The 14,316-nt window shown below is 42.2% G+C and carries 7 protein-coding genes and 2 pseudogenes; 3 read left to right on the plus strand and 6 right to left on the minus strand.

What is annotated here, in order from left to right:
• Positions 1-14: 14 nt before the first annotated feature.
• The 3 genes from rfbG to AC6RNO_RS29950 are packed head-to-tail and all read right to left on the minus strand — an operon-like array spanning position 15 to position 4,656.
• Positions 15-1,064: a CDP-glucose 4,6-dehydratase gene (gene rfbG, locus AC6RNO_RS29940; RefSeq protein WP_497107735.1), complete on the minus strand. Its 1,050-nt coding sequence runs from the start codon at positions 1,062-1,064 to the stop codon at positions 15-17.
• On the minus strand, positions 1,064-1,834 hold the full coding sequence (rfbF, locus tag AC6RNO_RS29945; RefSeq protein WP_497107736.1) for a glucose-1-phosphate cytidylyltransferase: 771 nt from the start codon (positions 1,832-1,834) through the stop codon (positions 1,064-1,066). Before rfbF ends, rfbG begins: the two co-directional genes overlap by 1 nt.
• 47 nt (positions 1,835-1,881) lie before the next feature.
• On the minus strand, positions 1,882-4,656 hold the full coding sequence (locus AC6RNO_RS29950; RefSeq protein ID WP_497107737.1) for a YfhO family protein: 2,775 nt from the start codon (positions 4,654-4,656) through the stop codon (positions 1,882-1,884).
• 607 nt (positions 4,657-5,263) lie between these two features.
• Here AC6RNO_RS29950 and AC6RNO_RS29955 point away from each other — a divergent pair.
• Positions 5,264-5,620: pseudogene (locus AC6RNO_RS29955) on the plus strand (transposase); the annotation flags it as partial.
• A gap of 319 nt (positions 5,621-5,939) precedes the next feature.
• Here AC6RNO_RS29955 and AC6RNO_RS29960 read toward each other — a convergent pair.
• Positions 5,940-8,524: pseudogene (locus AC6RNO_RS29960) on the minus strand (metallophosphoesterase).
• Positions 8,525-8,527: 3 nt separating this feature from the next.
• Positions 8,528-9,793, minus strand: coding sequence for a methyltransferase domain-containing protein (locus AC6RNO_RS29965; RefSeq protein ID WP_497107738.1), 1,266 nt, complete (start codon positions 9,791-9,793; stop codon positions 8,528-8,530).
• A gap of 240 nt (positions 9,794-10,033) precedes the next feature.
• On the opposite strand from AC6RNO_RS29965, the gene AC6RNO_RS29970 reads away from it, so the two are divergent.
• Both AC6RNO_RS29970 and AC6RNO_RS29975 read left to right on the plus strand, forming a co-directional pair.
• Complete coding sequence (locus AC6RNO_RS29970; protein WP_497107739.1) at positions 10,034-11,098, plus strand: AAA family ATPase; 1,065 nt, start codon at positions 10,034-10,036, stop codon at positions 11,096-11,098.
• Between the two features lie 2 nt (positions 11,099-11,100).
• Positions 11,101-12,912 (plus strand): DUF2201 family putative metallopeptidase, encoded by a 1,812-nt coding sequence (locus AC6RNO_RS29975; protein ID WP_497107740.1) that lies wholly within the window; start codon positions 11,101-11,103, stop codon positions 12,910-12,912.
• A gap of 813 nt (positions 12,913-13,725) precedes the next feature.
• Here the strand turns inward: AC6RNO_RS29975 and AC6RNO_RS29980 are convergent.
• Positions 13,726-14,271 (minus strand): hypothetical protein, encoded by a 546-nt coding sequence (locus tag AC6RNO_RS29980; protein WP_497107741.1) that lies wholly within the window; start codon positions 14,269-14,271, stop codon positions 13,726-13,728.
• Between the last annotated feature and the right edge of the window lie 45 nt (positions 14,272-14,316).

Below are 14,316 nucleotides of genomic sequence, written 5' to 3' on the forward strand. Positions count from 1 at the left end.
AATAATTCAATAACCTATCGTGTGTAAAACTCATTTATTTGCTTATCCATTACTAAGGAAACATTACCTTTATCAAAAAATACTTTTGACCATTCGACTGTTTTTTCAATGGCTGTTTCCACGTTCCATCTCGGGTTCCAGCCAAATACAGCTTTTAATTTCGAGCAATCTAGTTTCAGAAAATTCGCTTCATGAGGACCTGTTATGGATATGTTCTGCCATGACAAACCTGCTCCCCATTTTTGACAAAATAAATCCACAAGCCTTCCCGTTGATACGCAATCGCTATCATCAGGTCCTACATTATAATAACCTGCAAATTTAGCATCTTCATATTGTCTTTGAACGATAGTCAAATAAGCATATAACGGTTCCAATACATGTTGGTATGGCCTTATTGAGTGAGGATTACGCACAATAATCGTATCTTTCTTTTCAGCTGCTCGAACGCAGTCAGGAATAATACGATCATTCGCAAAATCCCCTCCACCTATTACATTGCCGGCGCGGGCAGTCGAAATAGCCACTGTACTATCGTTAAAGAACGAATTTTTATAACTATGCGTTACAAGTTCTGAGCAAGATTTGCTGTTTGAGTAAGGATCAAATCCATCTAACGGATCATTTTCCCTATATCCCCACTCCCACTCTCGGTTTTCGTACACTTTGTCGGTTGTAACATTCAGAAACGACTTAACACTTTTATTCAGCCTAACACATTCCAAGATATTAACTGTTCCCATAACATTAGTCTCGTATGTGTAAACCGGTTCTTTGTAGCTATCCCTTACAATCGGCTGGGCAGCGAGATGTATTACAATTTCCGGACTAGCTTCTTTAAACGCTGCTTTTAGTTTATTGATATCTCGAATATCACCAATTAAAGATGTCATACTATTGCTTAAACCGCAAATGGAAAATAAATTTGGGTTTGTAGGCGGCTCTAGAGAATATCCGGTGACTACTGCGCCCATATTGATCAGCATCTTGCTTAGCCACGAACCTTTGAAACCCGTATGTCCGGTGATTAAAATTCTTTTACCTTTATAAAAGTCCAGGTCCACTACCAATTCCTCCAAGGAGCTTTACCGCTTGCCCACAGCTCCTCCAATTTGTGTTTATCCCTTTGTGTGTCCATGCACTGCCAGAAACCCTCATGTTTATAGGCCATAAGCTGGCCTTGCTTGGCAACAGCTTCTAGAGGATATTTTTCAAACACTGTACTATCATCTTCAATATAGTCAAAAATATCAGGGTTAAGCACCATAAAGCCTGCGTTGATCATAGTGCCGTCATCATCGGATTTTTCTCTAAAAGCTCGGATTGTATTATCATTACTAATCTCAAGAACTCCAAATCGTTGTCCTACATTGACAGTTGTTAGTGTAGCCATCTTGCCATGAGATCTATGAAAATCTTCCAACCCGGCTATGTTAACATTAGACACTCCATCCCCGTATGTCAACATAAATGTTTCATTACCTATATATTTTTGAATACGTTTTACACGCCCACCCGTCATCGTATGAAGACCAGTATCAACTAAAGTTACCCGCCATGGTTCCGCACTGTTGTTATGAACCGTCATACTATTTTGGGCTAAATCAAAAGTAACATCTGACGTATGTAAAAAATAGTCCGCAAAAAATTCCTTAATTATATAAGCTTTATAACCAAGACAAATAATAAAATCATTATAGCCATAAGTCGAGTAGCACTTCATGATATGCCAGAGAATAGGGCGTTCGCCGATTTCGATCATCGGCTTTGGCTTTAGATGGCTTTCTTCAGAAATTCGTGTTCCAAATCCTCCTGCTAAAATTACAACTTTCATCGTATCAATACCCCCTAGTTGTTCAACAACCAATATGATGAAAAACACTATTTTTCTTGTAAAATTCGCTCTTTCCGACTTTCTCTTACGATAACAAAAGACATAAATATCAGTGTAAACAGGGTAAGAAATCCACCTACAATAAGTATTTTTGGAAAAAAGTAAAACTTAATCTCGGAATTGCCCATAGGAACCTCTATACCTTGAATGAGACCATTTACCATATATATCGGTGTTTCCTTACCATTTACTGTTGCTTTCCACCCTGGATAGTAGTTCTGCGAGAAATTAATGAAAGAAGGCTTATCCGAATGCACGCTCGCTTCAATACTGTTATTTTTAAAATCCCTTACAGAAATGGTAGTGTTTGCATTGCTTAAATCCATATTTTTAAAGTTTTCTACATAGCTTATATTGGAAAGGTCATAATCACCTAAATTCCCATAAATATCATTTACATCCTTAATAGACTTTGTCTGTTGAGGAGCATATAATATGTCCTTTGCATTAGTATTCTCAAAAATACGATTTTCTTTGTCAATCAAAAATGGCTTGTAAACATGCTCCTGTAACTGTGTTTCCATTTCCGTTAAAACAAAATTGGTAACATTCATTTCTGATGTCGGGGTGGAAACTATTCTTATATCAACTTTATCTGCTACTGCAGAGTCACCTGAAAAAATATAACCTTTATAGTGGGAAGTACCTGCCTCGATTTGAAATTCTTTTTGTTGTTCAGGTTTATCATATTTTTCCCCACCATAGAAATCCACATAAAACAATCCCTGTTTTTCCACAGAAGTTACGTTAAATTCAACCTTATAATATGTTTGTGGTTTGATTGCGACCGGTTGCGCATAAGCAAATATTTCCCCTTTAAAATTTGGAATGGAAAAAGCATTATTTTCATAAACAACCGCTTTTTCTCCTTTGATTTTTTCAGTTGATCCCTTCTCATCAATAAGATTGCTAGAATCTACGATATACTTAATACCCAGCATGGATAACAAGTCATTTTGCAATGATAAATTATCTTTTGCTCTCGGCGAACCTATAAGAAGCCCAGAAGCATTCAATGGTGCCTGGTTTCCACCAGAAAAGTGTTTGTATATGCGCGGATTATTAAAAGGAATATAAGCATTAATTGCAGAAATCCCTTTAAATAAATTAGAATTTTGAGAAATAAAGGTCCTATGTCCTCCGCCTATACCAGGAAAGGCATCCCATACCTTATAATTTTTAATATTTTGTGCAATAGCAAGGCTAACCTTATCCATAGAATAAAAACTATTTATATCGGCTGAACTAGAGAGGTTACTATAGGAACTTGTTTCAGCAAAAGTAACCCCAACAATGACCACACCTAAGCATCTATAAACCATTTTGTAATTCGCTTTTGACCACTTTGTACTTCCTTTATAAAGGATAAAAGCAACAAAACATGTTGCCAATAAAACAAGTAATCCAGGCAAAAATGCAGTTTTACAATAATTGTAGAAAACTTTGATATCGTCAATGTTTTGTTTATGTACCGACAATAAATTGATTATATTTGCAAAAATAGCACAACAAAACATAGAGTAAATCCCTATAACAAACCATTTAGAAAAACGATAAAATTTTTCTGAGTGTTGTTGTGCCCCTAATTTGGAAAAGGTAATGGAGAATAAAACCAGTGAAAAAAAGATAAAAATGAAAAGCGCACGCGAAGGGACGCGAAATCCGCTTATTACTGGAATGTGATAAAGTAATTCGCTAAGTAGTGGAACGTGTGCGTTAGCAGAAAAAAGGAATGCCCCCGCCATCATACCAAGCGATAGTTTTACCCAAAAATCAGAAAAATATCTAGTCGCCCCAAACACGATAACAAGAAATACAAAGACCCCTAAAAATATTTCTATATCTAATTCGGATGAATAGGAAACTCCAAAGGGACCATTTACGTTTTCACCGTAAATTTTTGGAAAAAGCATCATTAATAATTTCAAAAAATGAATTGATAGAAATTTAAAATATTCTATAGATGCAGAAGTTGCCCCTGATTGTTCATATTCCCGAACCAGTTGGGCTGTGGGAAGTAATTGAAATGCGATTAACCCAAAATAGCAAAGTCCCCATAACAGCCCATCTTTTATAATTTTTTTGATTTTTATTTTGTAATGCAACCCAACGACCAATAAAAAGATCCCAGCTACAATATCTATGTAAACAACATCTTGTATAAATGCAACATAAAACTGAAATGCCATTGCCACAGAAGAAAATAGCAACCATTTAATTTTTTTAGTGTTAATATATTTTTGTATAAAAAACAGAATTACTGGTAAATAGACTATAGTAACAATAATAGTGATATGTTCCTTGCGGTATCCTCCCACATGAATAGATAATTCATATATCAAGGCTGTACATAAAGCCGCAACCTTGTTACAGCCAACTTCTTTTGTGAATAAATATGTAAATAAAGAACCGATTGCCAAATGGATCGCATAATATGAATACATATACAATTTAAAAGGTAAAAAGGAGAATACAAGCGCTATGGGATAAAAGGCGTTATTTGTCAAATCCGAGGCAAAAGGAACACCATTCGAGAGATATTTGTTCCACAGCGGGAATTCCCCTTGCGCAAGAGAAGACTGAATAAACATCTTCAGTGAATAGTACTGGACACCATCCCCAGACACCAAACTTTTATTGGAAGTAAACAAATCCCAATAAAGAACAAATGGCAAAGAAAAAAAGATTACAAACAGCACAACATTAAACAATCTGCTATTGTGAAATTTAACCAACCAAAACAATTGATAACCCCATTTCATTCATATACAATTGCTCGTATTATCGATGTGGCATGCGCGGTTATACTCAACGAGGTTTACACAGAAACCCGATATCTGCACCCAAGATAGCACAAGATTCCCCATGGCTGCATTGAGAACCAGATTCTCATTACACCTTTGGTTGCAAACGTCAAAAAACTCCTCACACTGTACTATTATACGTTCAAATCGCATCCATTTAAGAACGGGTTTTTCTTAATTGTAGGAGCAAAGCACACTACCATCTTACAGGATTCGAGCTTTTATTTCAACGTAACAATACATATTATCGTAGTTTTTGACGTAAAAAACACGATAGAAGATAGATTCACATCCAAGCGAGTAGGAATCAACTTAAGTTGGATGCAGAAATATGCCCCCATGAAAACTGAGGATTGAGCAGAATCTCAAAGTACTTAACACGTATAAAGGTTTCGACACCTAGAACGGTAGCGGGAGCAAAAAATGTGGAAAGATTCTGGCACCAAAGAACCATTAAACCGATTTTGTCGAATCTATTGTATACGAGGAACATGGAGCAAAAACAGAGCAAGGTTGTAAACATCCGTACCTGGAAACACAAATACTCGCGCCTGATCCCCCCCTTATCAGCAAAAAGTACTGGACCAAAAAAGACATTCGGGCATACGTTGAAGAACATCACTTCCAGTCTGTCGAACAGATTCAGCTGATACTGAAAGACATGCTGGAGGAAGCGCTGAAGACGGAGCTGGGTAACCAGTTGAACTATTTCAAATATGCTTGGAACAAAACTACAAAAAATAGCCGCGACGGTTATGAGAAGAAGACGGTTCACACCAAGTATGGTGACCTGGAGATTCAGACGCCGCAGGATCGCCTAGACGAGTTCAATCCTATCCTGATCAAGAAGAATCAGACGAATGTCAAGTGTATCGAGGAGCAGATTGTCGCTATCTATGCCAAAGGAGTCAGTACTCGGGACAAATAAGAAAACTCGATTCGGAGGAGAGTCCTCCTGCGACAGGAAAATTTTGGATAAAAAGGTATTTCTATAATTTATATACAGACACATTTTTTTCAGTGGAACACATCCAAGCCACTTTGAAGGAGATATTTAAGAGTTGGAACATATACAGAAAACAATAAACTTGAGATGAGGTGAAATATGAAACTATTAGATGGCCTCTAGCAAACTAGACACGAATGGGAAACATCCCCCACGGCTGCGGAATCGATTATTAAAAGAAAATAAGCCCAAGCGTCGGTCAGGGAAGCCCGGCGCTTGAACTTTTATATCCTTATTACAGACGCGGGTCAATCTCCCGCTCCTGCGCAACTTCAAACAGCAAATTGGCCGCGATCTCTTTATAGGCCTCATGCTCAGGCGCAATCTCGTCAAATGGCACTGCGAGCATTCGCATTCCAAGCTGATACTCATTAAGCGAGGTACGAAGCTTTTGACCCACATTCTTTTGCCTCATCAGCTTGCGATATTTATGCGGAAACTTGTAATCATACCCGTAAATGATGGACAAATACTCGGGATTCCGCACCTTCATATAGGGCACCGTTCTTCCATCCCACAACTCCGGTTTAATCACGACGCCCTCCATATGGTTCTCCATCGTAAGCTTAGAGAAGTAGTAATCCGCTTTCCCCATGCAATCCGGCTCGGACAGATCCAGCGTGAGCGCCTCGTCTTCAGACAGAAAACCGTACATGTCAGAGGTCTTCCATTCCGGGACTTGTTCGTTTCCGTCCTCATATGCGATTTTCAGAACGGCAAACGGCTTATATTCCATGGCCTCGTCTTCCGCATACAGCTCTAACTGTCTTCTGTACGTTTGATAGGCCTCCATGTGTTCGGATAAAGGGACATAAGTTTCCCGAATATCATGGACGTACTTATAATTTTGATACACACTCGGGCCGTACTTGTCGCTTAAAGCGGACTTGGCGGTACGATGCTGGTCTTTTTCAAACCCGCTCGCCTCATATTCGGCAATAAGTTTACTGTAGGCTTCTTCAAAACCGTTTTGCTGCAGGAACGCCAGTTCTGTCTCCAGCGCTTTCTCAATGGGCTTGAACTGTCTATCGATCAGCCCTTCGCCCAGCGCCTTCCACGGGAGAAGCTCCCCGTCCAAAATCAACATGGAAATCTTCTGCTCTTCCATATAACCGCCGAACTTGAGCAGCAGCTTGCCGTAAATTTCGGATAAATCCACATGATTGATCTTGTAGCCGTTACGGCTGACTGCGAAGCATTGCTCCTGATCCTTATGCAAATAAACGTTGCATCTCGAACCCATATATTTGGGTTGCAGGACAACTTGCCGGACACCGCGTTCCTTGAAATAATCGAGTCCGCGCTTTAAAGACTCCAGTTCATTCGTCTCGTCGTTCTTATCCGCCGGTGACATGGTACCTGAGATGAAATTGATTTTGTTTCGCGTGCAATAGTGAAGTCGGCGAATGTCATCTTCCCCAAGATCTTGAATGGACACCTTTCGCTCTTGCTTGAATAGGATCTGCAGTTCCTCGGCAATCACCGCTTGGCTGGACTTCCGGGACTTCATAAACGGTTTATACGAAATGCTGACGGAGGTCAACAGGTTGCCATATACGCTGCCGGTATCGATATGGATTTTGTTCCTGATCCGGAAAGACTGCTTGGCCGCGACATGTCCGAACACGTGGTAAGGATGATTTTTGACCGCTTCCTCCTGCACAAAAGCAAGCTGCCCCTCCAGCGGCGCTTCCCGGTCGATCCGAAAACTCCTCTGATGCCGGACGGAATTCGTATCCAGCTTACCGATGTACTTATTCCGGCACGGGGCATGAGTGACATAGAAGGACGGCCCCTTCGCCCCCACATACCGATAAAATGGCTGCGAAATCGACGCCAGGTGCTGGAATTTTCCCAGCAAATCCGGATCGCTCAACAATACTTGCGCTGAGTCAAAATATGTATGCAGCAGCTCTTGGTCGACGCCGTTAATTTCGCCCCGCGTATACTTGTAAACAAAGTTTTCGTGATTCCCAAGCACGAAGTAAAAGTGCTCCTGGTTATCATACAGAAACTGAACGATATCCTTCGTTTGTTTGCCTTTATCAATCCAGTCCCCGACCAGAACAAACTTAGTTTGCTTCAGCTTCTCCGGCGCAACCAGCTTACCCGCTTCGATCCGGTATCCATAGTCAAGCAGCAGCCCCTTCAAATCGTCCGCACATTCGTGGACATCGCCAATGATGACGTACTGCTGATCCGGAGGGAGGATGGCCGCTAAGTAAGCATCCAAATCCTCGATGACGATGTTGTATTCAGGATTCGCCTTTCCTTCTTCGGCCAGATAAAAGTCTTTTGCACGCACTTTATGGATCTTGCCGTATCCTTCGCGAGTCAGCGAGCCGAGGACGTCCTTTTTCAACCGGTTAATGTGGTTCGTGATCAGCTTCTTCGAACGCTCCGACGCATAGTAATCTTCCCGCTTTCGATAATCGAAACAATGACCTCGAGGTTATAGTTGTTCCGAAACGCAATCTCCTTCACCTTTGCCCGAAAATCCTCAGACAACCCGGTTGTATCAACGACCACAAACTCCGCATTGACCGGAAAAGCCGTCGCCATCTTCAGCCTTTCAAACAACAGGTGAAAAGCCTGCTCACTGGCCTCAAGCATCACTTGGTCATACTTGTCGTATTCATAGCCAAGGATCTCCTGGCGGATCTGGTCGGAGGACAAATATTGAATATTGGCCCTGACATTCCTGCCGGCATCTTCAAAACGCAGCCCCGGAATCAGCACTTCCTTGGCAAACGTCGTTTTGCCGCATTCCGTAGACCCGATCAGCATGAAAACCGTGTGAACCTTCGTTTGGATGTCCATGGGTCAGGCCCCCCTTTTCTTAAGAATAACGCCCTGCGTAGTCTTGATATTGTTGACGCCGTCCCCGACAGCTACAAATTCGGCATGCAGATTCGTTTCCTTAATCACTTCACGCATCCACTGTTGAAAAGATTGTTCCCCCATCTCCCACTTGTGGTCGTCATGCCGGAAATCGCTCAGCTCATAGTAACGGTTAAAATCGGCGTTAGGCGTCGTAATGATGAACTTGTCAAAATCGACATGCGCGCAGATTTGATGAATCAGCAGCTTTGCCTCATCCTGGCTCATATGTTCAATGACCTCTGTTAAAATCACATCAACCTGCTCCCCGTTATAGCTTTCCAGGAACTGATCGATCGAGCCGAAAGTGACGATATTGTCGATCTCTTTGGCCCCCGCTTTGCGTTTTACCTTCTCCAGCAGCTCCTCATTGATGTCTACCGCATAGTAGCTGCCCTCAATTTTCCCGGCAAAAGGAATCGCATAAAACCCCTCTCCACAACCCACATCCAAGATCGACTTGTCAAAAGCCAGCGCACTCCCGATATAATTCCTCCGCTGCAGCCCCGTCCCCCCGTAAGCGAACTGAATGTCATAACGCTCCGTTTTCTCAAGCTCCGCCTTGTACTTCTGAAACCGATCCCTGGAGGACAAAAAGTTCCGCACAAACAAACTGCGAATATAAAACGGCGCATCGATCACATTCATGCTTTTGATGTACTTATCCAGGATGCTATCCGAGATATCGATATTTTCGTTACCGAACATGGAAAGGAATAAGCACAAAACACTTACGGCATGGAGCAGCTGATACAGGCTCTTCCTCGTCGTGACGGTAAGCGAATAGCTCTTATGCGCCTGATGGGTGATTTCAAATGAGAAATCCTTCAAATGCTTCTCAAAAAACTCGATATACCGAACCAGTTCGATATGGATCATATTGATGAAAAAGGTATGCTCGTAGCCCTCCGCGTCGCGTTCGTCCCGTGCCTTAAGCGGTGCAGAGAAGAACTCGTTAATCGCATTCAGCGGAAATAATGGCGTGTTGTACCTCGATACATTCAAATACTCGAAATTCTCCTGCTCATGCTGCTTATAGGAGATCTCATTGTCCGCATCTTTAAAATATACATTAAAAGTCCGCTCATCCGCGTACCAGCCATACGCCATACCCCTGCGGATCGAGCGAAGCATCATACCTGAACTCGGATTTTTCTTGATCAAAAACGAAAACTGAGGGTTGGTGGATCTGACTTGGACAATTGCCATCTCAATCTACTCCTGAACTTCAAATTGGGCACCGTGCGGGATAACCTTTACCGGTATCTCGTTATGTCACTCGATGATCTTAGTCACTGATCGTATTTTCGCTTAGTTATATGCAAACGAACAGGGTGGAAGTATTACGAGGGTGGGAATATGAATCACACGTTATAACTAAACTTTATCATCAGACTCTTGATCACCTTGTGGTAATATTACTTTAACGTTAATTTGTGGAAGGAATCAATGATGAATATATCTACCTCTGTTTCGTCAAAACAAATGATGGATCTTTTATTAAACATTGCCGTCGTACGTCCAGTCTTCATTTGGGGACCACCGGGAATAGGGAAGTCATCGCTAGTTCAGCAATTTGCCGATATGGTGGGGTTACCTTGTGTCTCACTACTCGGAAGTCAACTGGCACCGGAGGATTTAATTGGGGTCCCACAAATCGTAGAAGGAAAAAGTCGATTTTGCCCTCCCAATATGATCGCTCGAGATGAACCCTACTGCTTGTTTTTGGATGAGCTGAACGCTTGTACCCATGAGGTTCAGAAAGCTTTCTACAGCCTGATCCTGGAAAAGCGTATTGGGGAATACGTACTGCCGGAGGGCTCCGTCGTGATCGGTGCGGGGAACCGCGCTCAGGACAGCGCCATAGTTAAGCCCATGTCATCAGCACTTATTAACCGAATGTTTCATGTCCAGTTAAGGGTTTCCCATCGTGAATGGCTAGAGTGGGCCTACCAGAATGATATCCACCCTTTAGTGATTAATTATATCGAGACTCGTCCTGATCATTTGTGGGTGCAGCCTCCGAAACACGAAGAACCGTTTTCAACCCCAAGGTCTTGGCATATGTTAAGCGATGCATTAAAGGAATATGGTGACCGACTTCAACCTGATATGTTGGACATTCTGGCTGCCGGGTGTTTATCTCCCCATCATGCCGGGCAATTCAAAGCCTTCTATAAGCAAACGAACAACAAATACAAACTAAATGCAATTCTGGAAGGTGAAACCGGATGGCCTCATCAACCGGAGGATCGGGATGTACTGTACTTCATGGCGCAATCCTTTCGTGCGCACCTAATCAAAGAACTGCCGGAATCGAAAGACATTCTGAGCGAACACCATAAGAAGCTTGCCCACCGTGCTAAAGCTCTGATTAAAAGTCTAAGCACGATCAGTCTTGAAATTGCCCAACTCTCCGTTGCAAAAAGTGAAGCGGGTGAAAGTCTTCCTGATTGGTTCCTTGTAGAGATTGTCCGCGATCTGCCCAGGTTAGTACAGAAAAAGGAAGCTTGATTATGGCCAAACAAAAACCCCATGAGTCGGATCCTGCAACAAAAGCTTATATGGAGGGGCTGCATTTCATCAGTAAACACCCCATGTTTGCCCCTTTAGCATCCCATGCGCGATTTGTCCGTCAAGAAGGAAATCTTTGTCCGGAAAATGGCTGGGTCGTCACAACAAGTAACGGCCATATTCACGTTCATCCCAAACGAAGAGGTCTGCCCGAGGAATGGGTGTACATGCTTGCTCATGCTCTGCTTCATCTTGGATTCGGACATTTCCGAGTTATGGAGCGGCAGGACCTATGGAATGCGGCATGCGATTGCTTTATTGCGAAATTTCTTTATGACATGAAGCTTGGGCAGCCTCCTGCAGGTATGGATGGACGTGTAGACATTGCTGCAAAAAGTGAAGATGAACTCTATAACAGTTTTGTGGAAAGGGGGCTCCCCGCTTCGTTCCACAACCTTGGTTCAGCTGGGCACGGATTTCAGGATATGATCCTGAATCCCCGAACAACCGTCCCCTCCTATTGGAACAATAAAAATGTAAATTGGCAGGACTGTTTGGGCAAAGGGCTAATAATGGCTGTGACCAGCGCTGTCAATGTCACGGCGGGATATGAAGCTTTCTTGGGGGCCAACAAAGAAGTTCTGACACCTGTCTTGAAATCCCGTAATTGGTTTATCAACAGATATCCTCTCATGGGAGCTATGGCAGCGGACTTCAAAATCATAGAGGACCCTGTTCTTTGCAACAGATTATCCATCTCGGTAGCAGCTGTTGATGCTGAGTTAAAGGAGATCTACGTTAATCCAGCGGCGGGCCTTGACGAGCAAGAGTGCCGATTCGTGCTCGCTCATGAATTTCTGCATGTAGGATTGAGGCATCACGCCCGTGCCGATGGGCGAGACCCTTATTTGTGGAATATTGCTTGTGATTATGTCATCAATCAGTGGTTAATGGAAATGGGACTAGGAGCCTTCCCCAGGATTGGCGGGCTCCATGATCCGGATCTGAAGGGAATGTCGGCTGAATCCGTCTACGACCGTATCGTCAACGATATAAGGCTATATCGCAAAGTCGCTACATTCCGGGGAGTCGGTCTGGGAGATATACTGACCCCGCGTATACCGGATTGGTGGAACAGGAACGATGGACTTACACTCGATGAATTTTATCGAAACAGTTTAAGCCAAGGCCTTGATTACCATTATGATCAGAACCGTGGGCTGCTTCCTGCAGGCCTTGTTGAAGAAATCCGCGCACTCTCTCAGCCGCCAATCCTGTGGGATGTGGAACTTGCAAAATGGTTCGATCATTACTTCTCCCCGGTGGAAAAGGTTCGGACCTATTCCAGGATTAGCCGTAGACAATCTTCTACTCCGGATATTCCAAGACCCCGATGGGTACCGAATGCAGGTGATGAAGACGGTCGTACCTTCGGTGTCGTGTTGGACACTTCAGGTTCCATGGATACCAAACTGTTAGGGAAAGCTCTGGGGGCTATTGCGAGCTATAGCATATCAAGGGATGTCCCGTTAGTACGCGTAGTTTTCTGTGATGCAGCTGTATATGACCAAGGGTATCTTGCACCGGAAGTGATAGCGGACAGAGTCTCCATCAAAGGCAGAGGAGGCACCATCCTACAGCCTGGCATTGATTTGTTGGAGCATGCGGAGGATTTCCCAAAGAACGGACCGTTATTGATTATCACGGACGGCTTCTGCGACAGACTAAACATCCGTCGGGAGCACGCTTTCCTTATTCCCAAAGGCCAGCATCTGCCGTTCGTACCGAAGGGTAAAGTTTTCCGGATGGATTGAAGCAATCCTAGAATGATGCAAGGATAGAATCAGCAATCAATTCAACTTCAACAGGGCTAGACAAAACACAGGTACCCCCCTGCCCAAGCGCGGTGGGGGGAAGTTGTATTAAGACAAGCCATTGGCGAATGGAAAAAATTTGCTGGATGCAACTAAACCTAAAAAACCTGAAATATCAAGGACTTCACGTGCCGCGGCGTTATATTTAACTATTACATCATTCTGAAGTAACAGCGCCAACGACTATACTTGTATCGTATGCGGGAACATGTGGGAGTTGATTGGCTTCTGTACTAGTTGGTTAAAACCCTTGATTTATAAGGGTTTTAACCAACGTGTATTATTCATTTTGTTTAAGTTTGGCTGCTTGTTGACGATGTTCGTCAACAAGGTGTCAACAAATATTGGATACTCCGATAGCATTGAATTATAGCCGCATATATCGGCAATAATTATCTGGCCGTCAAATTGTGATTCTATCTTACGGCTTTTCAATTCCTCAAACAATGCCGATGTTTTTGCTCCCTAAGCGACCATATCCGCGGATTAAGTGTTATCCTTAAGCTATAATAAAACTTGAGGTGGACATTTTAATGAAAAAAGTATTCATAATCGGCTTGCATATCAGTATTTGGGTCAAGTGTGTCAAGCAGATGTCTCACAATATTGCCACAGGTCAAATGGCTACAATTATGCACTTTTTCTTACTGTGACAAACCAAATGTCCATTCATAAAATCGAATACCCATATTGAAAAAAGTATTTATAGGGTATATCTAAGACAATTTAAACTTTTTCACTCTACCGTAGGTATCATAAATTTTCAGTAACAAGCTTATTGTCCACCACTTTCAAAACTCTATCAAAGAGCCCTCGTTTGAATTCCTTTTTCATCATTTCATTTGAGAATTCATTAATGTTCACATGATGTTTGGCTAACTCAAAAATATTCTCAAACAGTTCACCTGTTTTCTTGATATCCGCTCCGTTATGGTCTAATTCAATTAGGATTCTTTTAGTCTGATTAAAATTACCGCGATCATATTCCATTAAAATTAACGTTGGGTTGTATATGTATCCTATTTCAAAATCAATTTCTAGTTTTCCCAAAAATTCCATATACTTCTCATCATTAAAATAATACTGTTTACCCGCTATTTTAATAATTTGCGTTGAGCTATACAAATCTTCTTCAAAGTATCCTGGCAAATAAAAATTAATATATCTGTCGGATCTATAATTAAACCTATCGATGTAATTGAGAATATACTCTCTACATAATTGTTGACGATAATCAGCAATAAGTAACCCGAATGTTATTGGTATATCGGGATCTTCTCTTCTTTTGATTGATCTCATTGTAGTTGCTCAACTAAGACACGAATTAGTTTCTAGAGTGTTTCA

Source organism: Paenibacillus sp. sgz302190, assembly GCF_059820445.1.